The sequence below is a fragment of the Stenotrophomonas sp. GD03680 genome (genome assembly GCF_029844625.1).
GTDB classification, from domain to species: Bacteria; Pseudomonadota; Gammaproteobacteria; order Xanthomonadales; family Xanthomonadaceae; genus Stenotrophomonas; species Stenotrophomonas maltophilia_P.
Window position 1 is genome coordinate 103,163 of sequence record NZ_JAOCKC010000007.1, and the last position, 24,342, is coordinate 127,504.

The following is a 24,342-nucleotide window of genomic DNA, read 5'->3' on the forward strand; positions in this document are numbered from 1 at the left end:
AGGCCATCGATGCTGCGTCATGACCGTCTCACGCGCTGCGATCCGACGGTCTTCACGCACGATGGCGGTCGCCACCTTCACGCAGGCTGAAGCAGAGAGGGGTCAGATCCTTTTCCGTATGGAAAAGGCTCTGACCCCATGTTTCCGAGGTGCGCCGGCAGGGTCAGAGCCCTCTCCCGGACGGGAAAGGGATCCGACCCTGTGCATCACGGCAGGCCGGCCAGCCAGTCGTCGTCGGAACCTTCGTTCACGTCGGCGAACAGGGGCGTGGAGAAGTAGCGCTCGCCGGTATCCGGAAGCATCGCCAGGATCACCGAACCCGGCTCGGCGCGGCTGGCCACATCCAGCGCGCTGGCGACCGTGGCGCCGGCGGAGATGCCGACGAAGATCCCTTCCTCGGCGGCCAGCCGGCGCGCGGTGGCGATGGCGCGTTCGTCGTCCACGCTCAGCAGCTCGTCCACCACGTCGCGGTTGAGCACGTCCGGCACGAAGTCCGGCGTCCAGCCCTGGATCTTGTGCGGCTTCCAGTCATCGCCCTTGAGCAGCGCGGCGCCGGCTGGCTCGGTGGCAATGATGCGGGTCTGCGGCCGTGCGACCTTCAGCACCTCGCCGACACCGGTGAGGGTTCCGCCGGTTCCCCAGCCGCTGACGAAATAGTCCAGGCGCCTGCCGGCGAAGTCGCGCAGGATCTCCGCCGCCGTCGTGTTGCGGTGGTAGGCCGGGTTGGCCGGATTGGCGAACTGGCTGGCGAGGAACCAGCCATGCTGTTCGGCCAGTTCGCGCGCCTTGCGCACCATGCCGCTGCCACGTTCCGCCGCCGGGGTCAGGATCACCTTGGCGCCGTAGGCACGCATCAGCTTGCGACGTTCCACCGAGAACGTCTCGACCATGGTCGCCACGAACTTGTAGCCACGGGCGGCGGCCACCATCGCCAGCGCCACGCCGGTGTTGCCCGAGGTGGCTTCGACGATGGTGTCACCCGGCTTGAGCAGGCCACGGGCCTCGGCGTCGAGGATGATCGCCAGCGCCAGGCGGTCCTTGACCGAACCGCCGGGATTGAACGACTCGACCTTGGCGTAGAGGCTGACCTGCGGCGGCGCCAGGCGCTGCAGCTTGACGATGGGGGTGTTGCCGACGGTGTCGAGAATGGAGTCGTACAGGGCCATGGAAGCGCTCCGGAGGCGGGGCCGCGCCAGGACGGCGGGCGGAAGAGGGAGGGCTGGCTGTTCACGCCAGCGGCTGCCGGCTGACCGTAGCGCCGGCATATGACGCCCGGAAATGACCAGATGCCTTTCTTAAACAACCTTTGGTTATAAGCTGGTGACGGTAATTGACCCTAGAGTGGACCTCCGCCCCTGCTGCCTGCCCGCCCATGACGCTGACCCAGCTGCGCTATCTGGTCGCCATCGCCGACGCCGAGCTGAACATCACGCTGGCTGCCTCGCGCGTGCACGCCACCCAACCCGGCCTGTCCAAGCAGCTCAAGCAGCTCGAGGACGAGCTGGGCTTCCTGTTGTTCGTACGCAAGGGTCGCAGCCTGGAGTCCGTTACCCCGGCCGGTACCGAGGTGATCTCCCGCGCGCGCGCCGTGCTGGCCGAGGCCAACAACATTCGCACCTACGCGGCCAACCAGCGCCGCGAAAGCCAGGGCCAGCTGATCCTGACCACCACCCATACCCAGGCGCGTTTCGTGCTGCCGCCGGCGGTGGCGGCGATCAAGCAGGCGTATCCGCAGGTCAGCGTGCACCTGCAGCAGGCCGCCGAAGCCGATGCGCTGGATCGGTTGAACCAGGGTGATGCGGACATCGCCATCATCAGTACGGCTGGTGGGGAGCCTGGCGATGGCATCGCCGTACCGTTGTTCCGCTGGCGGCGGCTGGTGGTGGTGCCCAAGGGCCATCCGCTGGATCGCGCGGGCCGCGCACCGGACCTGGCGGCGCTCGCCCGCCAGCCGCTGATCAGCTATGAATCGTCCACGCGCCCGAACTCGTCGCTGCAGCGTGCCTTTGCTGCCAACGGGCTGGTTCCGGATCTGGCGCTGACTGCGCTGGACGCCGATCTGATCAAGACCTATGTCCGTACCGGCCTGGGTGTGGGCCTGCTGGCCGAAATGGCGGTCAGTTCCCTCGACGAAGACCTCAAGGCATGGCCGGCACCCGCTCCGATCGCCGAGTGCATCGCCTGGGCGGTGCTGCCGCGTGACCGCGTGCTGCGTGATTATGCGCTGGAGCTGGTGCATGTGTTGGCGCCGCAGATCGATCCGCGCGACCTGCGCCGGGTACTGGACGGCAACCAGGTGGCCGCGTGGCCGCTGCCGCCGACCTGGGAATCGCTGACCCAGACCATCACGGTGTGAGGATGCTCGGGCAGGGCTGCGCCCTGCACCTGCGAAGAACTGTCGCAACAGCAACAACGCGGCCAGGCCCCGATGGATCGGCCGCGGAGAGGAACAACCGGATCGGATCCCCGCCAGGATCCGACCCGGTCCGACGCCCTCCGCCGGACCTGTCCGACTCTACGGCAGCCGCACGCCCAGCGGTCGCCCGGATACATCCCGACATACGCCGACACCGCCGCACAGACCCTTGCATGGAACGGGTTCAGGCCGCTATCGCGACGCCGGTTCCACGCCGGTAAACGCTTGGCATATACCGCCTTCGCGGGGGGATGCCTACACTCGGCGGCCGTGGATCAATCAGGACCGTTCATGTTGGCTCGTATCGCTTCGACCCTGGCCCTTGGCCTCAGCCTGGCCGTCCTGGCCGGGTGCGCAGGCAAACAGGAGGCCGCCGCGCGACGGCAGGGGGAAGCGGTGCCGGTCACCGCGCAGGTCGTGCAGCCCACGCAATGGAACGACACCCTGCAGGCGCTGGGTACGGCCAAGGCGCGGGAGTCGATCAGCGTCACCGCCAAGGTCAGTGAGATCGTGGAGAAGGTGCACTTCGAAAGCGGCCAGCAGATCGCTGCGGGTGCGCCGATCGTGACTCTGCGTGGCCAGGCCCAGGAAGCGGCGCTGGTGCAGGCGCAGGCCACCTTCCACGAGGCCGACCAGCTGTACCGCCGGCAGCGCGAACTGGCCACGCAGCGGCTGGTGTCCAGCGCCACGCTGGATACGCAGAAGTCGATCCGCGATGCCGCCGAGGCCCGTGTCGCGCAGATGCAGGCCGACATCGGCGACCGTCGTGTGCGCGCGCCGTTCGCAGGCGTGCTGGGTATCCGCCAGGTCAGCCCTGGCACGCTGCTGACGCCGACCACGGTGATTGCCACCCTGGACGACATCGAGCGCATGCACGTCGATTTCCAGGTGCCCGAAGTGGAACTGGCCGCGCTTTCGGCGGGCGACAAGGTCAGCGCGACCAGCGTCGCGTGGCCGGGGCGCACGTTCGAAGGAGAGGTCACCACCATCGATGCACGTATCGACCCGGCCACCCGCGCGGTGACCGTGCGGGCCGACTTCGCCAACGCCGACCATGCGCTGCGCCCGGGCATGCTGCTCGATGTGCGCCTGTTCCGCCCCGAGCGCCCGGCGCTGGTGATCCCGGAGATCGCGGTGGTGCAGGTGGGCCGTGACAGTTTCGTGTACCGCATCGGCGCCGACGACAGCGTCGAGCGCGTGGACGTGGTCACCGGCGCGCGCCGTGCCGGCGTGGTCGAGATCAAGCAGGGGCTGGCCGCCGGTCAGCGCATCGTGGTCGACGGCACCGGCAAGCTGCGCCCGGGTCTGAAGGTGGCCGCCCGTGATGCGGCGCCGGCCAGCGGTGCCAAGCCTGCCGATGCGCCTGCGCCGGTCGCGACCGAGGAACAGGGCGGATGAAGCTGTCCGACGTTTCCATCCAGCGGCCGGTGTTCGCCGTGGTGATGAGCCTGCTGCTGGTGGTGCTGGGCATCATGTCCTTCACCCGCCTCACGCTGCGCGAACTGCCGGCCATCGACCCGCCCATCGTGTCGGTCTCGGTCGACTACACCGGTGCCTCGGCAGCGGTCATCGAAAGCCGGATCACCCAGGTGCTGGAAGATGCGCTCGCCGGCATCGAAGGCATCGATACAATCAACGCGCGCAGCACCAACGGCCGCTCGCAGGTCAGCATCGAGTTCACCTCCAACCGCGATATCGAGGCCGCGGCCAATGACGTGCGCGATGCCGTCAGCCGGGTTGCCGACCGCATGCCGGAAGAGGCGCGCCCGCCGGAGATCGCCAAGGTCGAGAGCGATGCCGATCCGATCATCTGGTTCAACATGGTCTCCTCGACCATGGATACGCTGGAGCTGAGCGACTACGCCGACCGCTATGTGGTCGACCGCTTTTCCAGCCTCGATGGCGTCGCCCAGGTCCGTATCGGTGGTCGCCAGCGCTATGCGATGCGCATCTGGCTGGACCGCGATCAGCTGGCCGCGCGTGGACTGACCACCGGTGATGTGGAAACCGCGCTGCGCAACGAGAACGTGGAACTGCCCGCCGGGCGCATCGAATCCACCGACCGCGATTTCACCCTGCGCGTGGAACGCAATTACATCAAGCCCGAAGACTTCGCGACCATCCCGCTGGGCAAGGGCAGCGACGGTTACGTCGTGCGCATGGGCGACGTGGCGAAGATCGAGCTGGCGTCGGCCGAGCGCCGCGCCTATTACCGCAGCAATGGCGAGCCGGGCATCGGCCTGGGCATCGTCAAGACCTCCACCGCGAACTCGCTGGACGTCGCGCGCACCGCGCGCGCCGAAGCCGAGCGGGTCGCGTTGACGCTGCCCAAGGGCACGCAGATCTTCGTTGCCTTCGACAACACCACCTTCATCGAAGCGGCCGTCGATCGCGTCTATGCCACATTGGTGGAGGCGATGATCCTGGTGCTGGCGGTGATCTGGCTGTTCCTCGGCAGCTTCCGCGCAGCGCTGATTCCGGCCGTGACGGTACCGGTGTGCCTGGTGGCCGCATTCATCGCGCTGTACGCGTTCGATTTCTCGATCAACCTGCTGACATTGCTGGCGCTGGTGCTGTGCATCGGCCTGGTGGTCGACGATGCGATCGTGGTGGTGGAGAACGTGCAGCGCCGGATCGATCTGGGTGAGCCGCCGCTGGTGGCGTCCAAGCGGGGTACCACGCAGGTGGCCTTCGCGGTGATCGCGACCACTGCGGTGCTGGTGGCGGTGTTCCTGCCGGTCGGGTTCCTCGAGGGCAACACCGGGCGCTTGTTCCGCGAGCTGGCGGTGGCGCTGGCCGCGGCCGTGGCGCTGTCCGCGTTCGTGGCGTTGACGCTGACACCGATGATGGCCTCCAAACTGCTCAAGCCGCATACCGGGCAGGCGCCGCGGGGCCTGCATGGCTTCGTCAACCGCAACCTGGAGCGGCTGGCCGGCGCCTACGGCCGCATCCTGCAGCGCCACGTCGACCGTACCTGGATCTACCTGCTGGTGATGGCGGCGGCATTGGCTGCCAGCTGGCTGCTGATCAAGGTGCTGCCCTCGGAGCTGGCGCCAGCTGAGGACCGCGGTTCGTTCCAGATCATGATCGACGGCCCGGAAGGCGCAGGCTACGACTACACCGTGCAGCAGGTGCAGCAGGTCGAAGCGATGCTGGCGCCCCACGTCGGAGCGGACAAGCCGATCGTGCGCGCCAACCCGCGCGTGCCCGGTGGCTGGGGCGCAAGCGAGGAAATGCACACCGGCCGGGTGAGCATCTTCCTGCAGCCGTGGCGCCAGCGCAGCGAAGGCACCCCGGAGGTCGCCAATGAGCTGCAGAAGGAGCTGGACACCATCCAGGGCGTGCGCGTGCGCACGCAGGTCGGCGGTGGCCTGGTCCGCAGCGGCGGCCAGCCCTTCCAGATCGTGCTGGGAGGCCCGGAGTACGCCGAGATCGCGCAGTGGCGCGACCGCATCCTGCTGCGCATGGCCGACAATCCCGGCCTGGTCGGCCCCGACTCGGACTACAAGGAAACCCGCCCGCAGATGCGGGTGAACATCGACCGCCAGCGCGCGGCCGACCTGGGCGTGCCCGTCACCGCAATCGGCTCGGCGCTGGAAACGATGATGGGCTCGCGTCGTGTCACTACCTTCGTCGACAACGGCGAAGAGTACGACGTGCTGGTCCAGGCGGGCCGCGACGGACGCGCCACGCCGGCCGATCTGGCCGCGATCCGCGTGCGTGCCACCTCCGGTGAGCTGGTGCCCTTGTCGAACCTGGTCACCCTGAGCGAGGTTGCCGAGGCAGGCACCTTGAACCGCTTCAACCGCCTGCGCTCGATCACCATCAGCGCAGGCCTTGCGCCGGGCTACCCGTTGGGCGAGGCCATTGCCTGGGCACAGAACGTCGCGCGCGAGGAGCTGCCGCAGTACGCGCAGGTGAACTGGAAGGGCGAGTCGCGCGAGTACCAGAGCGCGGGCGGTGCGGTCCTGCTGACCTTCGCCATGGCCCTGCTGGTGGTGTACCTGGTGCTGGCCGCACAGTTCGAGAGCTTCATCCATCCGCTGACGATCATGCTGACGGTACCGCTGGGCGTGCTCGGCGCGCTGGTCGGCCTGTGGTTGAGCGGGGGCACAGTGAACCTGTTCAGCCAGATCGGCATCGTGATGCTGGTCGGCCTGGCGGCGAAGAACGGCATCCTGATCGTCGAGTTCGCCAACCAGCTGCGTGACGACGGCCGCAGCGTGCGCGAGGCCATCATCGAATCATCGATGGTGCGCCTGCGTCCGATCCTGATGACGTCCATCGCCACCGTGGTCGGCGCGATTCCGCTGGTGGTGGCCGGTGGACCGGGTTCGGCGAGCCGTGGCACGATCGGTATCGTGATCATCTTCGGCGTCACCCTGTCCACCTTCCTGTCGCTGTTCGTGGTGCCGGCGTTCTACGCACGTCTGGCCCCGTACACGCGCTCGCCGGAAGCAGTGAAGCGCGAGCTGGAAAAGCAGGAAGCAGCGTCGCCCTCGGTGGGCGGGCATGCCTGACCGTCGCGCCGACGGGGTCGGATCCCTTTCCCCGCAGGAAAGGGCCCCGACCCCAGTGCTGCGCGGCGACGGTTTCCAGCTGCGTCCATGGCGCGGCGGCGACCTCGAATCGCTGCTGCGTCATGCCAACGATGCCGAGGTGTCACGCGGCCTGCGCGACCGCTTCCCCTATCCCTACACACGTGAGGACGGTGAGGCGTTCCTTGCCGGTCGCGTGTTGACCCCGGGCACCCTGGCACTGGCCATCGAGATCGACGGCCAGGCCTGCGGCAGCATCGGTGCCCAGCCGGGCGTGGCCGAGCGTGGGCATACCGCCGAGCTGGGCTACTGGCTTGGCCGGGCGTACTGGGGGCGGGGCATCATGACCCGCGTGGTGGGCGTCTTCGCGCCGTGGGTGATGGACGAACTGCGCCTGTTCAGGCTTCAGGCCACCGTGGTGGACTTCAATCTGGGGTCGGCCCGGGTGCTGGAAAAGAACGGTTTCCACGAAGAGGGTGTGGAGCGCTGCGCCATCTACAAGCGCGGCACCCTGCATGACCTGCGCCGGTTCGCGCGGGTGCGCACCGAGCTGCCCTGAACGGCGCCGGGCATGGCCCGGCGCTACCCCATGACCCGCACGAGCGGTAGCGCCAGGCCATGCCCGGCGAGCGCAGCGGCAGGCCGCAAACAGACACGGCCCCTTGCGGGGCCGTGTCTGCAAGCGTGAGTACCACGCGGTGTCAGCGCAGCACCTGCTCCACCAGCTGCACGTCCGCGCTCTGCAGCGGTTCGGCGGCATTGCGCGACAGCTGCACCTGGTAGGTGCCACCTTCAATCTTCCACTGGCGGGCCTGCGCATCGTAGTGGGCCAGGGTCTTCGGCTCGGCTTCGATACGGATGCGGCGCTGCTCACCCGGCTGCAACTGCACCTTGTCGTAGCCGATCAGCCGGATCGGCGTGCTGCTGCCCGCCGGCAGCTTCAGGTACAGCTGGGCCACGTCGGCACCGGCGCGCTTGCCGGTGTTGCGGATGTCCACGCTGGCGACCAGGCGCGAACCTTCCACGCTCACCTTCAGGTTGTCGTAGGCAAAGGAGGTGTAGGACAGGCCATGGCCGAAGGCGAAGGTCGGAGTCAGGCCCTTGGCGGCCATCCACTTGTAGCCGACGTTGGCGCCTTCGATATCGAAATCGAACACATCACCGAACGGTTTGGCCGGCTTGAAGCCCAGGCCATCGATATGCGGGCGCGGCAGCTGCGACTCGTCCGTCACCCAGGTCACCGGCAGGCGGCCGGACGGATTGGCCTGGCCGGTCAGCAGTGCGGCGATGCCCTCGCCACCGCGGATGCCGGGATACCAAGCCTGCAGCATCGCCGGCACCTGCGCCAGCCACGGCGTGCGCACCGGGCCGTTGGTTTCCAGCACCAGCACGGTCTTCGGGTTGGCCTTGGCCACCGCCGAAATCAGCGCATCCTGATTGTCCGGCAGCTGCATGTCCGGCAGATCCACCGATTCGGCGGCCCACTGCGTGGCGAATACGATGGCGACATCCGCCTGTGCGGCGGCCTTGGCTGCAGCCGCGGCATTGTTGCCGTCCACATACGCGATGGTGGCGTCCGGGCGCGCTGCACGCAGCGCCTCCAGCGGCGAGGACGGATGGAACATCACCGGGCCCGGCCAGGTGGTCGGCATCACGCCCGGCACCGCGTTGGTGCCCTTGGCGGTCACGCCCACCATCGACGAACCGCCACCACCGATCACGCCCTTGTCGGCATGGCCGCCGATGATGACGATGCGCTTCACGCTGTCGGCCAGCGGCAACAGGTTGCCTTCATTGCGCAGCAGTACGCTGCCCTCTTCCACCGTGCGCTGTGCCACGGCAAAACCGGCCTCGGCATCAACCTTCTGGTGCTGTGGCGGGTTGTCGAAGTTGCCGTGCAGGAACATCGTGCGCAGGATGCGCGCCACCATGTCGTTCAGGCGCGCCTGCGGCACCACGCCGCCGTGCACGGCCAGGCGCAGCGGCTCGTCGAAGAACACCGCCGCGTCGAACACTTCACCGGCCGACTGCTGGTCCAGGCCGGCCAGCGCCGCCTTTGAGCCACTGTGCACGCCACCCCAGTCGGACATCACGAAACCAGGGAACTTCCATTCCTGCTTCAGCACCTGGTTCATCAGGTAGCCGTTCTCGCAGCCGTAGGTGCCGTTGATCTTGTTGTATGAGCACATCGCCACGCCCGGGCGGCCGGTCTCCAGCGCGATCTCGAAGGCCAGCAGGTCGGACTCGTGCATGGCCTGTTCGCCGATGCGTACGTCATGGAAGTTGCGGCGGGTCTCCATGTCGTTCAGCGCGAAGTGCTTCATCGAGGAGATCACGTGCTGGCTCTGCACGCCCTGGATCAACGCGCCGACCATCGAGCCTGCCAGCAGCGGATCTTCGCCGGCGTACTCGAAGTTGCGGCCGTTGCGCGGATCGCGCTGCAGGTTGACGCTGCCGGAAAGCAGGATGTTGAAACGCTGCTGCCAGGCCTCGCGGCCCATCGTCGCGCCGCCTGCGAAAGCCACTTCGCGGTTCCAGCTCGATGCGGTGGACGGGCCGGAGGGCATGGCGGTGGCGAAGTCGCCGGGCCGGATTCCGCCGGGGTTGGTCACACCGACGCCGGCGTCGGCCGACTGCTGCGAGGGAATGCCCAGGCGTGGCACGCCCGGCACGAAACCGGCCGAACCGACCGCGCCGTCCGGCAGCGGGCCGCCGTCCTTGCCCAGCCCGAAGTAGCTGTGCAGCATCTGGAATTTCTCATCCTCGGTCATCGCCTTCAGCAGCAGCGCAGCGCGGGCGTCGGCGTTGAGGGTGGTGTCCATCCACGGCGCATCGCCCCCCTTGTCGGCGGCATAGGCCAGGGTCAGCAGGGTCGCGCGCAGGGCGCTGCCCTCAACCTTGAACGGCGCACTGCTGGCGGCCTGGAAGCCATCGCTGAAGTAGCTGGCATCGGCTTCCGGGGCCACCCGCGCCGGATCGAAACCGGCAGCCTTGGCGGAATCGCCAGCAACAGCGCCGAGCAGCACCGCCGGCGCACCCAGCCGCGAACGCGACACCAGGGCCGGCAACTGCAGGGCACCCGCGCCGGCATCGGTGTAGACCGCAACGGTGTGGCGACCGTCATCCAGGCGCAGGTAGTTCAGCCCCGGCTGGTCCGGGCCGGATTCCGCCGCGATCGGCAGCCGGGTCAGCACGGCCTGACCGCGCTGGGTCCGGCCATCGTCCTTCCCGGCGGCGATGAAGCGGTATTCGTAGCCCAGGCCATCAGCCAGCAGCTGCAGCGGATCGACCTGGTCGATGCTGCGCTGCACCTGCCGCACACTCACGGCATCCACCTGCAGGGATCCAAGCTGGGTGGCCAGGGCCGGCATCGCTTCGGCCGGCGGCGCCTGCTCCAGGGTCAACACGGTGAACGCGGCGGGATCGGCCCACGCCGGCGCGATGACGGCGGCGGACACGGCGAGGGACAGGGCAAGCGGCTTTGTAAACGTTTTCATCGACGGGCGTAATTCCGTTGCCAAGGCAATCGGTCCAGGGAAAATGCCGCCGAAGGGTGCAGCGTTCATGCCGTACAGGCGTTGCCGGGCAACACCTCAGGCCGGAGGGCGGACCGGTCTGCGCGCGGGACCCTCCTCCCGGCGTGACAACCTGCCTGCCCGGGCCACGCACGTGGCCCAACCTGTGAAGATTGTGCGAGGGCGTTCATGCCTGTCAACAGGACCTAAGGCACAGGCCAGCCCCTGCACGCCGGTTATCAGTCCATCACCGGCGGTCATCAGTAGGGTGCGCGGCGCTGCCGATAATGGAAGCCCCTGGCCACGGATCACGCCCATGAACGTACATCGCGACTTCGACCATCTCTGGCGCGACCGCTGTGACACCTCCAGCCAACGCAGCCCGCGCGTGCTGATCCGCGTATTCGTCGCTCCCGGCGAACTGGAGCGCAGTGTGGCGTTCTACGAGCAGCTGCAGGGTGTGGTCGCCGATGCCGGGTTTCCGTTTCCCGATGCAGGACTGCGCCTGGCCATGGTCGGTGCCTTCCTGCTGATCGAAGGCAGCGAGACCGCACTGGCACCCTTCACCTCGACCACGGGCACCCTGCTGGTCGACGATGTCCGGCCCTATCACGACAAACTGATCGCTGCCGGAGCCGAGATCATCTTCCCGCTGCAGATCGTCCCGACCGGTGCGGCGTTCAATGCGGTACATCCCGATGGCACCGTGGTCGAGTACGTGCACCACCGCCCGGATCCGCAGGGGCGGTGAGTGCGGGGCACGTTGATCGATGAACCGCGCCCGCTCTTCAGCAACCTGAAACGCGGCGCTCGAATTCATTAGTAATTCTACTCACGAGGCGAGTAGCATGTCCGGTCTCAGCCCTTGATACCGGCCTGTCGATACTCGCTCCATGCCAGCCGTTTCCGACAACTATTGTCGCTCTCAGCCAGCCCCCACGCGTTTCCGGACGGTGGGCTGATGGGTGCGGTCATTGCCCTCGACCGTCTCCTGGACGGTCGCCAGCTATGGCGCGGTCCGGCGCGGCACGGCCTAACCAGCGACCATCTGGCCAGTGGCCACCCCGCCCTGGATGCACGCCTGCCCGGGGGGGGATGGCCGGCCAGCGGGCTGTGCGAGGTGCTGCAGGGCGCGCCGGGTGTAGGCGAACTGGCGCTGGTCTGGCCGGCATTGGCAAAGCTGAGCCGCCGCGAGCGGCCGATCGTGCTGGTCGCGCCGCCTTACCGGCCGCATGCGCCGGCCTGGGCCGCGGCCGGGCTGGATCTGGCGCAGCTGCAGATCATCCAGGCCGGGCCGAAGCAGGCGCTGTGGGCCACCGAACAATGCCTGCGCTCGGCGGCCTGCGCGGCAGTGCTGTGCTGGCCACAGCAGGCCGACGACCGCGCCCTGCGCCGCCTGCAGGTAGCCGCCGACAGTGGCCAGTGCCTGGGCTTCGTGTTCCGCGAGGCGCGTGCAGCCCGCAACCCGTCCCCGGCCAGCCTGCGCCTGCAGCTCGACCACGGCCAGGTCCGGGTCCTGAAGTGCCGTGGCGGATTGCCGCCGGCACAGCCGCTGCCACTGGCCATCGCCCACTGAGGCGGCCGCATGGACTGGGCCTGCCTGTTGTTGCCGCAGCTGGCGCTGGATTGCGTGCTGCGCCTGCAAGCGGATCCGCAGCGGCCACTGGTGCTGCTGCAGGGGCCGGCGCAGCGTCGCGTGCTGCGCGCCGTCAGCCCTGCTGCGCGTGCAGCCGGCCTGCGTCCGGGCATGCTGCTGTCGGCCGCACAGGTACTGGTGCAGGACCTGCAGCTGCATGACTACGATCCGGCCACCGAGCTGCACACCCGCCAGTTGCTGGCCAGCTGGCTGTACGGCTTCAGTTCGCAGGTCAGCCTCGACTTTCCGCACGCACTGGTCCTGGAGATCGGTGCCAGCCGTGCCCTGTTCGGCGATTGGCTGGCGATCGAACGGCGCCTGCGTGATGGCCTGCATGAACTTGGATTCCGTCACCGCCTGGTCGCGGCGCCCAATCCCCATGCCGCACGGGTGCTGGCCAACGTGCATGATGGCCTCGGTATCGATGCAGGACAGTTGCCAGCCCTGTTGGCGCAGCTGCCCTTGCCGCGCAGCGGGTTGCCGGCCGATGCGGTGACCGTGCTTGGCCGCTCCGGGCTGCGTACGCTGGGGGCAGTGTTCGACCTGCCGCGCGAAAGCCTGGCGCGCCGCTTCGCGCCGGACGTGCTGCAGCAGCTGGACGCGCTGCGTGGCCTGCCCACCGCCCCCCTGCGCTACTACCAGCCACCAGACCGTTTCGACGCACGCATCGAATTCGAGTACGAGATCGAATCCAGCCAGGCCCTGCTGTTTCCGCTGCGACGCCTGCTGCTGGATCTGGCGGCCTTCCTGTGCTCGCGCGATGGCGGCGTGCAGCGTTTCGACCTGCATTTCGAACACGACCTGCTGCCTGCCAGCGTGCTGACCATCGGCCTGCTCGCACCCGAGCGCGATGCCGCGCTGCTGTTCGAGATCGCCCGTAACCGCATGGAGGCTTTCCCGCTGCCGGCGGGCAGCCGGGCCCTGCGCCTGCAGGCCGAACAGCTGCCGCCCTTCGTGCCCGCCGCACGCGATCTGTTCGACACCCGCCCGGCACAGGCGATGCCGTGGACCCAGCTGCGCGAGCGCCTGCGTGCACGGCTCGGCGATGACGCCGTGCAGCCCCTTGCCGTGCAGGCCGACCATCGCCCCGAACGCGCCAGTGGCACCCAGGCACCCGCCAGGCCACCGGCGTACTGGCCGCTGCGCCCCGGCTGGTTGCTGGACACACCACAGGTGCTGCGTGACCCGCGGCTGCGCATCGTCACCGGGCCGGAGCGGATCGAATCAGGCTGGTGGGACCAGGCCGATGCGCGCCGTGACTACTACGTGGTGGAAACCGCACACGGCCAGCGCGGCTGGGCCTTCCGCGAGCGCAATGATCCACATGCACCGTGGATGCTGCACGGCTGGTTCGGCTGAACCACCATGCACGATGAGCTGCCCGGCTATGCCGAACTGCACTGCCTGTCGGCCTTCAGCTTCCAGCGCGGTGCCTCCACCGCCGAGGAACTGTTCGCACGTGCCCGCGGCCAGGGCTACCGCGCGCTGGCGATCACTGACGAGTGTTCGCTGGCTGGCATCGTGCGCGCCTGGCAGGCAGCGAAGACACAGAGCGTGGCGCTCATCGTCGGTGCCGAGTTCCAGGTCGAAGAGGGACCGAAGCTGGCGCTGCTGTGCACCGACCAGGCTGCCTACGCCGGGTTGTGCCAGTTGATCACCACCTGCCGGCGGCGGGCCGGCAAGGGCGAGTACCGCTGCCTGCGCGATGACCTGTCCGGCCTGCCCGACGGCCTGTTGTGCCTGTGGCTGGACCGGCAGCCCGCCGCCACCGATCTGCCACTGCTGCGCGCAGCCTTCAAGGACCGCCTGTGGCTGGCGGTGGAACTGCATCATGAGCACGACGACGCGCGCCGCCTGCAGCAGCTGCAGGCGTTCGGCGAACGCCACGGCCTGCCGCTGGTCGCCAGCGGCGATGTGCACATGCATGTGCGCCGCCGCCGCGCGCTGCAGGACACGCTGACCGCGATCCGTCACCGCTGCAGCGTGGCCGAAGCCGGCTGGCGCCTGTTCCCCAATGGCGAACGCCATCTGCGCCCGCGCACCGCGCTGGCCCGGTTGTACCCCCCTGAACTGCTGGCCGAGACCGTGCGCATCGCCGAGCGCTGCCACTTCACCCTGGACCAGTTGAAGTACACCTACCCGCGTGAACTGGTGCCGGAAGGTCATGACCCGGACAGCTGGTTGCGCGAGCTGGTGGAAGAAAAGATTCCCTGGCGCTGGCCGGAGGGCATCCAGGAACCACAGCGCAGGCAGATCGAGCACGAGCTGGCATTGATCAGGAAGAAGAACTATGCCTCCTACTTCCTCACCGTGCACGACATCGTGCGCTTCGCCCGCAGCCAGGACATCCTCTGCCAGGGCCGCGGCTCGGCCGCCAATTCAACGGTGTGCTTCGTACTGGGCGTGACCGAGATCGACCCCGCGCGCAGCAATCTGCTGTTCGAGCGCTTCATCTCCGCCGAGCGGAATGAACCACCGGATATCGATATCGATTTCGAGCATGAACGGCGCGAGGAAGTCCTGCAGTACGTGTTCAAGCGCTATGGCCGCGAACGCGCCGCGTTGACGGCGGTGGCGATCAGCTATCGCGGCCGCAGTGCGATCCGTGATGTCGCCCGCGCGCTGGGACTGCCGATGGACCAGGTCAATGAACTGGGCGCGGCGATGGACCATTGGGGTGGCAACATTCCGCTACCGGAAACCCTGCGCGAGCGCGGCTTCGACCCGGAGACGCCGCTGATGCGGCGACTGCTGTCATTGACCGCCGAGCTGATCGACTTCCCGCGCCACCTGTCGCAGCATCCGGGCGGTTTCGTGATTTCCGAACACCCGCTGTCGACGCTGGTGCCGGTGGAGAACGCAGCGATGGCCGACCGCACCGTCATCCAGTGGGACAAGGACGATCTGGATGCCACAGGCCTGATGAAGGTCGACTGCCTGGCGCTGGGCATGCTCACCGCCATCCGCAAATGCCTGGCAATGCTGAAGCAGCATGGCCTGCACGAAGGACGCATGGATGCGATCCCGCCCAAGGATGCGAAGACCTTCGACATGATCTGCGCCGCCGACACCATCGGCGTGTTCCAGATCGAATCGCGCGCGCAGATGGCGATGCTGCCGCGCATGCAGCCGCGCACGTTCTATGACCTGGTGATCGAAGTCGCGATCGTGCGACCCGGTCCGATCCAGGGCGACATGGTGCATCCCTATCTGGAGCGGCGGCGGATCCTGCGCGAGCACGGCCCTGATGCACTGAACGATCCACACAATCCGCTCTACCCACCGCGGCTGGAACGCGTGTTCGCACGTACGCTGGGCGTGCCATTGTTCCAGGAACAGGTGATGCAGCTGGCGGTGGATGCGGCCGGTTATACCCCGGGCGAGGCCGATGCCCTGCGCCGTTCGATGGCGGCCTGGAAGCGCCGCGGCGGGCTGGAGCCGCATCGCGAGAAGCTGTTGGCCGGCATGCTGGAGAACGGCTTCAGTCGCGAATACGGCGAGCACCTGTTCGAGCAGATCAAGGGCTTCGGCGATTACGGCTTCCCGGAAAGCCACGCCGCCAGCTTCGCCCTGCTGACCTATAACAGCTGCTGGCTGAAGTGCCATCATCCGGCCGCGTTCACCGCCAGCCTGATCAACAGCCAGCCACTGGGGTTCTACAGCCCCGACCAGCTGCTGCAGGATGCGCGCCGGCACGGCATCATCGTGCTGCCGGTGGACGTGCGCCACAGCGACTGGGACTGCACGCTGGATTTCAGCAGGGGTCCCGCGGCGATCCGGCTGGGCCTGCGCCTGGTCGATGGCTGCAACGAACAGGTGGCACAGGCCATCATGCGCGAACGCGCGCGACGGCCATTCGACGATGTCGGCGATCTGTGCCAGCGCACCGTCCTGGACCGGCGCCATCAGGGCCTGCTGGCCGATGCCGGCGCGCTGCGCGGCCTCAGCGGGCATCGTCATCGTGCGCGCTGGGATGTCTCCGGCGTGGAAAACCGCCTGCCGCTGTTCGATCAGGCCCGCACCACCGCTGAATCACGCGTGCCATTGCCGTTGCCCAGTGCGTGGGAAGACATGCAGGCCGACTACCGCAGCATCGGCACTACCCTGGGTCGCCATCCCATGTCATTCCTGCGCATGCAGCTGCGCAGCCGCGGCTGCCTCGACGCCGCACAACTGGCCGGCCACGGCCATGGCCGCCGCGTACGCATCGCCGGGCTGGTACGCATGCGCCAGCGTCCCCAGACCGCCAGCGGCGTCACCTTCCTTACCCTGGAAGATGAAACCGGCATGGTCAATGCCGTGGTCTGGCGGCACCTGGCCGACCGGCAGCACCGTGTACTGGTCGATACCCAGTTGATGCAGATCGACGGCCGCCTGGAGCGTGTCGATGGCGTGCAGCATGTGATCGTGCAACGCATGCACTGCCTGGATGAACTGCTGCAGGGCCTGCGCAGCCGAAGCCGCGACTTCCACTGAGGACACACCGCGTCACACAGCGAACTGGTCATGAGCGGCCCGCTTCCGTTATCGTCGGCACATCCATGGAAGGACGATCCGATGCCCCGCGCACTCACGCTGACCACGCTGCTGGTCTCCACCCTCGCCCTGCTCGTTTCCGGCTGGACTGCCTGGAGCCTGCATCGCAGCCAATCGCCGCAGCGGGTGATCGAAGCCCGGGGCCTGGTCATCCACGATGGCGCCGGTCAGGCGCGGGTGATCCTGGGCGCCCCGGTGCCCGACCCGCGCAGTCGCGGCCAGGTGCAGGGAACACGTGCCAGCGCCCTGTCCGGCCTGGTTCTGCTGGGTCCGGACGGCTCCGAACGCGGCGGCTACGGCACGACCGACCACGGTGGCGAAGCCCTGCTGACGCTTGACGATGCAGCCGGCACCACCGAAGTGTTCAAGGTGGTCGCCAACCCCGACCGCGGCGCCAGCCTGATGGTCAAACACCAGAACAACACCGGCGCGATGCTCACCTCCTGGCAGGGCAAGCCGGAGTTGATGTTCGTGGATGACAGCGGGCAGTCCTACTACGTGCGCCCCGGCGTCAGTGCCGCGCCCTGAAGGACGCGGGTTCATCATCCCAGCACGGTCGCCAGGTCATCGGCCAGCTGTCGCTGCTGCGGTGTTCCCAGCGCCGCACAGGTGATGCGCAGGCCATGGCCGGGGGCGGAAACCGCGAACACTTCGCCGGCACGCACATGCCAGCCGCGGGCGGCCAGCGCCAGTACCTGCGGGCGGCTGTCATCCGGCAGCGGCAACCAAAGGTTCAACCCCTCCATCGGCACGGCCTGCTGAACGCCCCGCGCCTGCAGCAGCATCTGCAGCGACTGCAACCGCTGCTGGTAACGCACGCCGGCCGAAGCGATCTTCGCCCGCTGCGGGGCTGATTCCAGCACCGAGACCGCCGCGTCCTGCAGCAGGTGGCTGACCCAGCCGGTTCCCGCTGCCAGCCGCAGGCGCAGCCGTACTGCGGTTTCTTCATCGCAGGCCAGCCATGCCAGGCGCAGATCCGGGCCCAACGGCTTGGACAGCGAGCGCAGCAGTGCCCAGCGCCGGCCATCGACGGGCAGCACCGAGTGGTAGGCCTGCTGCGAGAGCAACGCGTAATGATCGTCGATCAGCACCGCCACCTGCGGGTAGCCGGCCAGCAGCTGGCGCAGTGCCCGCGCCCGCTTCGCATCCAGGCTGGCGCCGGTAGGATTGTGTGCGCGCGGCGTCAGCAGTACCGCGCGTGCGCCAGCCTCCAGCGCCCGCCGCAGCGACGCCACCTGCATCCCATGCGTGTCCACCGCCACGGACAGCGGCGTGTGGCCAGCGGCATTGAGCACGTTGAGGCTGCCAAGGAAGCAGGGATCCTCTACAGCGATGCGGTCGCCGGGCAGCAGCCAGGCAGCCAGCAGGCGTTCGATGCCATCGACGGCACCGTGGCTCAGCTCCAGGGCGTAGCCCTGCGGACAATCGGCATCCAGCGACGCACGTGCCAACCGCTGCATGCGCGGGTCGACCGTACCCACGCCATACAGCCGAGGTGGCGCCGGTGCCAGGCGCAGGCTCGGCAACAGCCGTGGGTCCGGATTGCCACCTGCCAGATCGTGCAGCGCCAGCCCCGGCGGACTGCCTTCGCGCGCGACGGGGGCCGGCACGCCACGCACCGTGGTACCGCGCCGCCCCCCCGTACTGGCCAGGCCCGCCGCGTCCAGCCGCTTGTACGCGGCCGCCACGGTGTTGCGGTTGACGCCCAGCCGCTCGGCCAGCTCGCGTACCGGCGGCAGCACGCTGCCGGCGGTCAGCCGCCCGTCGCCGATGCCCTCGCGGATGCTGTCGAAGATCGATTCGGCACTGTGCCCGGTGATTTTCATTTTGTCCTATGCCAAAATAAATCTTGTCCTGTGCCAGTGTATCCCACCCTGGCCATCCTGCATTGGAGGTGCACGCATGCCCCTTGCCGCCGCCGACTGGCCTGTCGCCCAGTCCGTCGAACAGATCGCCCGCAACCTGCTCACAGTGCGCCAGCGCATCGCGCGTGCCTGTGCCCGCGCGGGCCGCGACCCGCAGAGCGTGCGCCTGCTGCCGGTCAGCAAGACCGTGGATGAGGCGCGCATCCGCATGGCCGTGGCTGCCGGCTGCCATGAGCTGGGTGAGAACAAGGTGCAGGAGGCACAGCGCAAGGCCGAGTCGATGGCCGACCTTGGCGTGCACTGGTCGGTGATCGGCCACCTGCAGACCAACAAGGCCCGCCATGTGGCGCGCTTCGCCAGTGAATTCCAGGCGCTGGACAGCCTGCGCGTGGCCGAAGCGCTGCAGCAGCGCCTGCTGCTGGAGGACCGCACTCTGGACGTGTTCGTACAGGTCAACACCTCCGCCGAACCCAGCAAGTACGGCCTGGAGCCCGGCGCCGTCGAGGCTTTCGTGCAGCAGCTGCCCATGTTCGACCGCCTGCGCGTACGCGGACTGATGACCCTGGCCATCTTCACTCCGGAGGTGGAACGCGTACGCGCCTGCTTCGTCCGCCTGCGCACGCTGCGCGACCAGCTGCAGCGCAGCGCGCCGACCGGCATCGACCTGTCGCAGCTGTCGATGGGCATGTCCGGCGACTTCGAGGTCGCCATCGAGGAGGGCGCCACCGTGGTCCGCGTCGGCCAGGCCATCTTCGGAGCACGCGCGACACCGGACAGCGCCTACTGGCCCACCCGTGGAGGGGCCGCATGAAGCACGCAGTCGTCCTGCAACACATCGCCTTCGAAGACCTCGGCACGCTGCAGCCGCTGCTGTTGGCCCAGGGCTGGCAGCTGCACGTGTTGCAGGCCGGCATCGATGCGCTTGACGCGGCCGAAGCGGCTGATCTGCTGGTCGTACTGGGAGGCCCGGTCAGCGTCAACGATGGCCTGCTCTACCCCTTCCTGGCTGACAGCATCGCGCTGCTGCAACGGCGCCTGCACCTGCAGCGGCCGACCCTCGGCATCTGCCTGGGTGCGCAGCTGATGGCACGTGCGCTGGGGGCGGAGGTGGCGCCCAGCGGAGGCAAGGAAATCGGATTCGCGCCACTGCTGCTGACCGACGAGGGCCAGCGTTCTCCCCTGCTGGCATTGCAGGGCATTCCTGTGCTGCATTGGCATGGCGAAGCCTTCGAACTCCCGGACGGTGCGCACCGTCTTGCCAGCACACCCGCCTGCCGCCACCAGGCCTTTTCCATCGGGAAGCATGCACTGGCCCTGCAGTGCCACCCGGAACTGGACGCGCGGCAGTTCGAACGCTGGCTGATCGGCCACGCGCTCGAGCTGGCCCAGGCGGGCATCGACCCGAACGATCTTCGCGCGCAGGCACGCCGCTATGGCGCCCCGCTGGCCGCAGCCGCGACTGCGATGTTCAACCACTGGCTGCAGGAACTACCGGAGAACGCACGATGAACTACCGCCTGCTGGTCCACCGTCACGGCGCCTACTGGGGTCATTTCGACTGCCAAGGGGCCGATGCGCTGCAACGCCTGGAGACCATCGCCGCGCACCTGCCCAACGCAGCGGGATTCCAGCTGCAACGCCAGAAGGGCATTGGCGAAGAACGCATCCTGTCCAGCAGCGCCGAAGGCCTGCGTGTGCTCGCTGCACAGATCCAGTACCGCGACCTCTGACGCAGAGCGCGCTGCCGGCCCGCTCGCCTTCGATGCGCCGGCACCATGGATGCAAATGATTCTCTTTTACTGTAAGGTGCAGGCGCTGCCCTTGCCGCCGCGGGCTGTTCCCTTTCCCAGTTGTAGCCCGCCCCGTGTCCACGCCTGTCGAACCGACGGATGTCGCGCATCTGTGCGCCGCCCATTACCGGCCGCTGCACGCCCACGTCCGCCGCAAACTCCCGCAACGCAGCGATGCCGATGACGTCGTCCAGGAGACCTGGCTGCGTGTCGTCAAGGTCGCCGCCAGTGGCCTGCTCAGCAATGGCCGCGCCTACCTGTACCGCGTCGCCCACAACCTGATCGCCGACCATTACCGGCAACGCCAGCGCCGCCGGGAAGACCCGCTGGACGAAGCATCTCTGACCACCCTCGCCGATCCGGCGCCCCTGCCGGAACAACGCCTGCTCGATCTCGAACAACTGCGTCACCTGGACGCGATCATCGCCGCCCTGCCGCCGCGCTCGCGGCAGGTGTTCCTGCTGGCCCGGGTCGAACAGATGGCCTTGGCCGAAATCGGTCGCCAGCTCGGCATCAGCCGGCAGACCGTGCATGGACACCTGCTGCGCGCGCTGGTCGCGCTGCAACAGGTGCCCGGCCCATGAGCCAGGACACGATCGCACGCGAAGCCGCACGCTGGTGGCTCGACGGCCATGACGGTACGCGCGACGAGCGCGCGTTCGCCCACTGGTATCAGGCAGACCCGCGCCATGCAGCACAGTACCTGCACCTGCAGCAGCTGTGGCAGGCCGGTGCCGGCCTGCCCAGCCTGCAACGCCAGCAGCAGCGTCACCGCCGGCGCGCCCTGCGCGAGGCGGGCATCGGCGCCCTGCTGCTGTGCGTGCTGGGCCTGTCGCTCCGCCAGGACGCACCGCCGCCAGAACTGGTGCTGCGCACCACCGTCGGCGAGATCCGCGAGACACCCTTGCAGGACGGTTCGCGCGTCGTGCTGTCTCCGGGCAGCGAGGTGCGCGTCCGCATCGACGGGCAGCGCCGGCAGTTGCAGCTCAAGAAGGGACAGGCCTGGTTCCAGGTTGCCGCCGATGCCGACCGGCCGTTCCAGGTGCGCACGCCGCATGGCAGGGTCACCGCGCTGGGCACCGCATTCGATGTCGCCGTGCAGAACGGCAGCAGCGTGGTGACCGTCACCGAACACCAGGTGCGGGTGGACAGCGGCAGCGGCAGCGGAGAGGCAAGCCAGGGCGAACAACTGCGCTTCGATGGCCAGACACCCGGCACCCCGTCGGCCGCACCGGCAGGCGTGCTCGCCTGGCGCGAGCGGCGCCTGCACTGGGTATCGGCACCATTGGAGGATGTCGCCCGGGGGCTGGACCGCTGGGACGGTGGGCACACCTGGATCATGGGCGCGCGCCTGCGCCAGCAGCGGGTCACCGTGCTGGGCAATGCCACCGGCGCCACCGGCACCCGCGACCAGCTCGCCCGGCAATTGCAGGTCCGCGTGCTGCGCATCGGTCCCGGACTGCAGCTGTGGCTGTCATCAACGCACGGCACCGGCCATGCACCCTGACATCGTCCCTGCCCGTGCGTCTTCCCAGGCTGACGACGCTCTGCGTCACTCCCTGGAGACCTCGATGCTGTCCCACCGCCCCCTTATCCTGGCCTTGTCGCTGGCCTGCGCCAGCCCGGTTCCATTTCTGTCCGGCCATGCCCAGGCACAGACCGCAACCCGCCACTACGACCTGCCTGCACAGCCGCTGGCCGGCGCACTGGATGCCTACAGCCGGCTCACCGGCATCGATCTGGTGATCGGTGGCGCGCTGCCCCAGCGCCAGATGGCGCCCGCCCTGCGCGGCAACTTCGACGACAGGCAGGCGCTGTCACAATTGTTGGCCGGCACCGGCCTGCGGCCCCGCTTCATCGATGCACGGCGTGCCACCCTCGAGCCGGCGCCTGCCGAGTCCAGCGATGGCAGCCGCCGCACCGGTCCGTTGCGCGTGCAGGGCACTCCTGCACAGGGCCATGCGCCCGGCACCGGCGCCAGCCAGTACGTCCCCGCCACCCGCGATGGCTTCGCGCCAGCCGTTGGCAGTGAACGCGTGGCGATGGCCGAACGCCAGGAGGGCAACAGCCTGCTGCGCTCGATGCCCGGCACGCACAGCTTCCACTCGCGCAGCCAGCCCGGCCTCCAGGTCAACATCCGTGGCATGACCGGCGCCGGCCGCGTCAACACGATGATCGACGGTGTCACCCAGACCTTCCGCAACAACGCCGGGCACGGCTCCGGGGGCCCGTTCGCCTATGTCGATCCATTCCTGCTGGCCGGGGTGGATGTGCAGCGCGGTGCCGTCGCTGGCGGCGATGGCGCTGGCACCCTGGCCGGTACCGCCAACTTCCGCACGCTGGATATCGATGACCTGCTGGGTGAGAGCCGCGACTGGGGCCTGCGCGCCGGCTACCGGCACGGCGACAACGGCTATGGCAGTGGCCGCACCTTCGCCGGCGCCTGGCGCCACAGCGAGGAAGGCGGTGACCGTCAGTTCGGCCTGCTTGCGGCGGCCAGCAGCAGCCGCAGCAGCGAGTACGCGACCGCCAACGGGCAGAAGAACAGCGCCGACCCGGGCAGCCAGCACCCCAGAAGCTGGCTGCTCAAGGCCCGCCTGCAACCCAGTGAGCTGCACCGGCTGGACCTGAGCCACATGCGCTACGAGAACGACTTCTATCACAACTACCCGTGGCAGATCTCGGCACGCAACCAGCGCGCCAGCTATCACTACACGCCCTACACGCCCTGGATCGATCTGCGCGCCAGCTTCGCCGCCAACAAGACGCGGCTGTTCTATCCGCCGGTGGAAGTGTCCAGCTACATCGGCCGGCGTACCCACAGCAGCCTGAGCAGCTGGAACATCGACAACACCAGCCGCCTCGAGATCGGCTCGCTGCAGGCACGCTGGAACACAGGCCTCAAGCACCAGTCGGACATTTTCGTTGCTGATACGCCCACCCTGCGCGGCGCCAACCCGCAGGGGCGCAGCCAGCTGGACAGCGTGTTCAGTACGCTCGAACTGCAGTACGGCATCTACGCACTGACCACCGGGCTGCGCCAGGATCGCTACGGCATCCGCGGGCACATCCCGGCCTGTTCGGATGTGCCGGGCCAGTGCACCCGGATCAACGGCGGGGGCATCGACATCCGCCGCCGCCAACATGCACTCAGTCCCAGCCTCTCGGTTTCGTTGCAGGCAACCGACTGGCTGCAGCTGTACGCCGAGGCCTCGCGGACATCGCGGCCCCCACGCGTGCAGGAGATGTTCTTCGAGAAGATTCCGCTGGAAGGCATGAGCGATGCCGATGGCGTAGGCGCCAATCCATTCCTGCGTCGCGAACGCTCGCGCAACCTGCAGTTCGGCGCCAATCTCAGCACCGACTCGCTGCTGCGCGACGGCGACCTGGCCCAGTTGCGGGTAACTCGCTTCGACAACCGCATTCGCGACTACATCAAGCCGCAGTACCTGCTGATCGTGCATCCACCGGAAATCGAGCCCGTCGTGGTACCGATCGACAGCGACCCGCAGCTTTCGGCCTGGACCGATGCGCTGGATGTGGACGACTTCAGCGTCACCACCCGCTGGATGAACGACCCGGGCGTGGTGCGCATGCGTGGCATCGAGCTGGAGGCCCACTACGCCAGCGAGCACTATCACGCGACGCTGAGCTGGACACGATCACACACCAGCGCGCCCACCATCGAGTTCGTCAACCTGGAAGACATCACCACGCTTCCCGACCGCTACTGGACGCTGGACGTCGGCGGTCGCTGGTGGCAGCAGCGCGTGCAGGCCGGCGTGCGCGCCGAATACTCCGGCCCCACTGAGGAAGGCTACGACTTCTTCCAGACCCGCAAGACCCGCGGCACGGGTGTGCTGCTGGACTTCTACGCCAGCTTCAAGCCACAGGCCAGCACCACCGTATGGCTGAACATCGAAAACCTGCAAAACAAAGCCTATGACAACAATGCCTCGATCGACAGCATCTTCAGCCCGATCCTGGACCGCGGCAACGGCCGCGGCCGCACCGTCTCGATGGGCGTCAACGTGGCGTTCTAGCCG

General features: G+C 68.2%; 18 protein-coding genes. 15 read left to right on the plus strand and 3 right to left on the minus strand.

The genetic code is table 11. The features are described from left to right. Positions 1-206: 206 nt before the first annotated feature. The gene (gene cysK / locus N5J29_RS10915; RefSeq protein ID WP_065175759.1) at positions 207-1,166 is read right to left on the minus strand and encodes a cysteine synthase A; all 960 of its coding nucleotides are present in this window, start codon (positions 1,164-1,166) and stop codon (positions 207-209) included. A gap of 206 nt (positions 1,167-1,372) precedes the next feature. Between cysK and N5J29_RS10920 the strand changes: the two genes are divergently transcribed. The 4 genes from N5J29_RS10920 to N5J29_RS10935 all read left to right on the plus strand — a co-directional run bounded on the left by N5J29_RS10920 (position 1,373) and on the right by N5J29_RS10935 (position 7,513). Continuing rightward, a complete protein-coding gene (locus tag N5J29_RS10920; protein ID WP_053517088.1) occupies positions 1,373-2,356 on the plus strand; it encodes a LysR family transcriptional regulator in 984 nt (327 codons plus the stop codon). Between the two features lie 351 nt (positions 2,357-2,707). Next, positions 2,708-3,814, plus strand: coding sequence for an efflux RND transporter periplasmic adaptor subunit (locus tag N5J29_RS10925; protein WP_164150932.1), 1,107 nt, complete (start codon positions 2,708-2,710; stop codon positions 3,812-3,814). Beyond that, positions 3,811-6,936: an efflux RND transporter permease subunit gene (locus tag N5J29_RS10930; RefSeq protein ID WP_111186761.1), complete on the plus strand. Its 3,126-nt coding sequence runs from the start codon at positions 3,811-3,813 to the stop codon at positions 6,934-6,936. The genes N5J29_RS10925 and N5J29_RS10930 overlap by 4 nt, the downstream gene beginning before the upstream one ends. Then, positions 6,929-7,513, plus strand: coding sequence for a GNAT family protein (locus tag N5J29_RS10935; RefSeq protein ID WP_164150934.1), 585 nt, complete (start codon positions 6,929-6,931; stop codon positions 7,511-7,513). Before N5J29_RS10930 ends, N5J29_RS10935 begins: the two co-directional genes overlap by 8 nt. 142 nt (positions 7,514-7,655) lie before the next feature. On the opposite strand, the gene N5J29_RS10940 is transcribed toward N5J29_RS10935, so the two are convergent. Then, positions 7,656-10,451 carry a glycoside hydrolase family 3 C-terminal domain-containing protein gene (locus tag N5J29_RS10940; protein ID WP_111185970.1) on the minus strand — a complete coding sequence of 932 codons (2,796 nt, stop codon included), beginning with the start codon at positions 10,449-10,451 and terminating at the stop codon, positions 7,656-7,658. A gap of 334 nt (positions 10,452-10,785) precedes the next feature. Here N5J29_RS10940 and N5J29_RS10945 point away from each other — a divergent pair, with 334 nt between their 5' ends. From N5J29_RS10945 to N5J29_RS10965, 5 genes are all read left to right on the plus strand, one after another. Beyond that, complete coding sequence (locus N5J29_RS10945; protein ID WP_053517644.1) at positions 10,786-11,220, plus strand: glyoxalase/bleomycin resistance/dioxygenase family protein; 435 nt, start codon at positions 10,786-10,788, stop codon at positions 11,218-11,220. 210 nt (positions 11,221-11,430) lie between these two features. Beyond that, complete coding sequence (gene imuA, locus N5J29_RS10950; protein ID WP_164151867.1) at positions 11,431-12,045, plus strand: translesion DNA synthesis-associated protein ImuA; 615 nt, start codon at positions 11,431-11,433, stop codon at positions 12,043-12,045. Positions 12,046-12,054: 9 nt separating this feature from the next. Continuing rightward, a complete protein-coding gene (locus tag N5J29_RS10955) occupies positions 12,055-13,464 on the plus strand; it encodes a DNA polymerase Y family protein (RefSeq protein WP_164151869.1) in 1,410 nt (469 codons plus the stop codon). A 6-nt stretch (positions 13,465-13,470) separates the two neighbouring features. Continuing rightward, on the plus strand, positions 13,471-16,581 hold the full coding sequence (locus N5J29_RS10960) for an error-prone DNA polymerase (RefSeq protein WP_164151870.1): 3,111 nt from the start codon (positions 13,471-13,473) through the stop codon (positions 16,579-16,581). 81 nt (positions 16,582-16,662) lie between these two features. Continuing rightward, positions 16,663-17,169, plus strand: a complete 507-nt coding sequence (locus N5J29_RS10965; RefSeq protein ID WP_053517653.1) for a hypothetical protein — start codon at positions 16,663-16,665, stop codon at positions 17,167-17,169. Positions 17,170-17,183: 14 nt separating this feature from the next. Here the strand turns inward: N5J29_RS10965 and ptsJ are convergent, their stop codons facing one another. Continuing rightward, the gene (gene ptsJ, locus N5J29_RS10970; RefSeq protein ID WP_164151872.1) at positions 17,184-18,467 is read right to left on the minus strand and encodes a transcriptional regulator PtsJ; all 1,284 of its coding nucleotides are present in this window, start codon (positions 18,465-18,467) and stop codon (positions 17,184-17,186) included. 76 nt (positions 18,468-18,543) lie between these two features. Here ptsJ and N5J29_RS10975 point away from each other — a divergent pair, with 76 nt between their 5' ends. From N5J29_RS10975 to N5J29_RS11000, 6 genes are all read left to right on the plus strand, one after another. Continuing rightward, a complete protein-coding gene (locus N5J29_RS10975; RefSeq protein ID WP_164151873.1) occupies positions 18,544-19,317 on the plus strand; it encodes a YggS family pyridoxal phosphate-dependent enzyme in 774 nt (257 codons plus the stop codon). Beyond that, positions 19,314-20,015 carry a glutamine amidotransferase gene (locus tag N5J29_RS10980; protein WP_065182743.1) on the plus strand — a complete coding sequence of 234 codons (702 nt, stop codon included), beginning with the start codon at positions 19,314-19,316 and terminating at the stop codon, positions 20,013-20,015. The genes N5J29_RS10975 and N5J29_RS10980 overlap by 4 nt, the downstream gene beginning before the upstream one ends. After that, positions 20,012-20,236, plus strand: a complete 225-nt coding sequence (locus N5J29_RS10985; protein ID WP_065182742.1) for a hypothetical protein — start codon at positions 20,012-20,014, stop codon at positions 20,234-20,236. Before N5J29_RS10980 ends, N5J29_RS10985 begins: the two co-directional genes overlap by 4 nt. Positions 20,237-20,370: 134 nt before the next feature. Beyond that, the gene (locus N5J29_RS10990) at positions 20,371-20,880 is read left to right on the plus strand and encodes an RNA polymerase sigma factor (RefSeq protein WP_053517659.1); all 510 of its coding nucleotides are present in this window, start codon (positions 20,371-20,373) and stop codon (positions 20,878-20,880) included. Then, a complete protein-coding gene (locus N5J29_RS10995) occupies positions 20,877-21,803 on the plus strand; it encodes a FecR domain-containing protein (RefSeq protein ID WP_053517660.1) in 927 nt (308 codons plus the stop codon). The genes N5J29_RS10990 and N5J29_RS10995 overlap by 4 nt, the downstream gene beginning before the upstream one ends. 64 nt (positions 21,804-21,867) lie before the next feature. Then, the gene (locus N5J29_RS11000) at positions 21,868-24,339 is read left to right on the plus strand and encodes a TonB-dependent receptor (protein ID WP_164151875.1); all 2,472 of its coding nucleotides are present in this window, start codon (positions 21,868-21,870) and stop codon (positions 24,337-24,339) included. Positions 24,340-24,342 lie beyond the last annotated feature (3 nt).

What these genes read in the sequence shown, in the direction of transcription:
- cysK (WP_065175759.1), bottom strand. Translation starts at nt 1,166, where the DNA reads ATGGCCCTGTACGACTCCATTCTCGACACCGTCGGCAACACCCCCATC.
- N5J29_RS10920 (WP_053517088.1), top strand. Translation starts at nt 1,373, where the DNA reads ATGACGCTGACCCAGCTGCGCTATCTGGTCGCCATCGCCGACGCCGAG.
- N5J29_RS10925 (WP_164150932.1), top strand. Translation starts at nt 2,708, where the DNA reads ATGTTGGCTCGTATCGCTTCGACCCTGGCCCTTGGCCTCAGCCTGGCC.
- N5J29_RS10930 (WP_111186761.1), top strand. Translation starts at nt 3,811, where the DNA reads ATGAAGCTGTCCGACGTTTCCATCCAGCGGCCGGTGTTCGCCGTGGTG.
- N5J29_RS10935 (WP_164150934.1), top strand. Translation starts at nt 6,929, where the DNA reads ATGCCTGACCGTCGCGCCGACGGGGTCGGATCCCTTTCCCCGCAGGAA.
- N5J29_RS10940 (WP_111185970.1), bottom strand. Translation starts at nt 10,451, where the DNA reads ATGAAAACGTTTACAAAGCCGCTTGCCCTGTCCCTCGCCGTGTCCGCC.
- N5J29_RS10945 (WP_053517644.1), top strand. Translation starts at nt 10,786, where the DNA reads ATGAACGTACATCGCGACTTCGACCATCTCTGGCGCGACCGCTGTGAC.
- imuA (WP_164151867.1), top strand. Translation starts at nt 11,431, where the DNA reads ATGGGTGCGGTCATTGCCCTCGACCGTCTCCTGGACGGTCGCCAGCTA.
- N5J29_RS10955 (WP_164151869.1), top strand. Translation starts at nt 12,055, where the DNA reads ATGGACTGGGCCTGCCTGTTGTTGCCGCAGCTGGCGCTGGATTGCGTG.
- N5J29_RS10960 (WP_164151870.1), top strand. Translation starts at nt 13,471, where the DNA reads ATGCACGATGAGCTGCCCGGCTATGCCGAACTGCACTGCCTGTCGGCC.
- N5J29_RS10965 (WP_053517653.1), top strand. Translation starts at nt 16,663, where the DNA reads ATGCCCCGCGCACTCACGCTGACCACGCTGCTGGTCTCCACCCTCGCC.
- ptsJ (WP_164151872.1), bottom strand. Translation starts at nt 18,467, where the DNA reads ATGAAAATCACCGGGCACAGTGCCGAATCGATCTTCGACAGCATCCGC.
- N5J29_RS10975 (WP_164151873.1), top strand. Translation starts at nt 18,544, where the DNA reads ATGCCCCTTGCCGCCGCCGACTGGCCTGTCGCCCAGTCCGTCGAACAG.
- N5J29_RS10980 (WP_065182743.1), top strand. Translation starts at nt 19,314, where the DNA reads ATGAAGCACGCAGTCGTCCTGCAACACATCGCCTTCGAAGACCTCGGC.
- N5J29_RS10985 (WP_065182742.1), top strand. Translation starts at nt 20,012, where the DNA reads ATGAACTACCGCCTGCTGGTCCACCGTCACGGCGCCTACTGGGGTCAT.
- N5J29_RS10995 (WP_053517660.1), top strand. Translation starts at nt 20,877, where the DNA reads ATGAGCCAGGACACGATCGCACGCGAAGCCGCACGCTGGTGGCTCGAC.
- N5J29_RS11000 (WP_164151875.1), top strand. Translation starts at nt 21,868, where the DNA reads ATGCTGTCCCACCGCCCCCTTATCCTGGCCTTGTCGCTGGCCTGCGCC.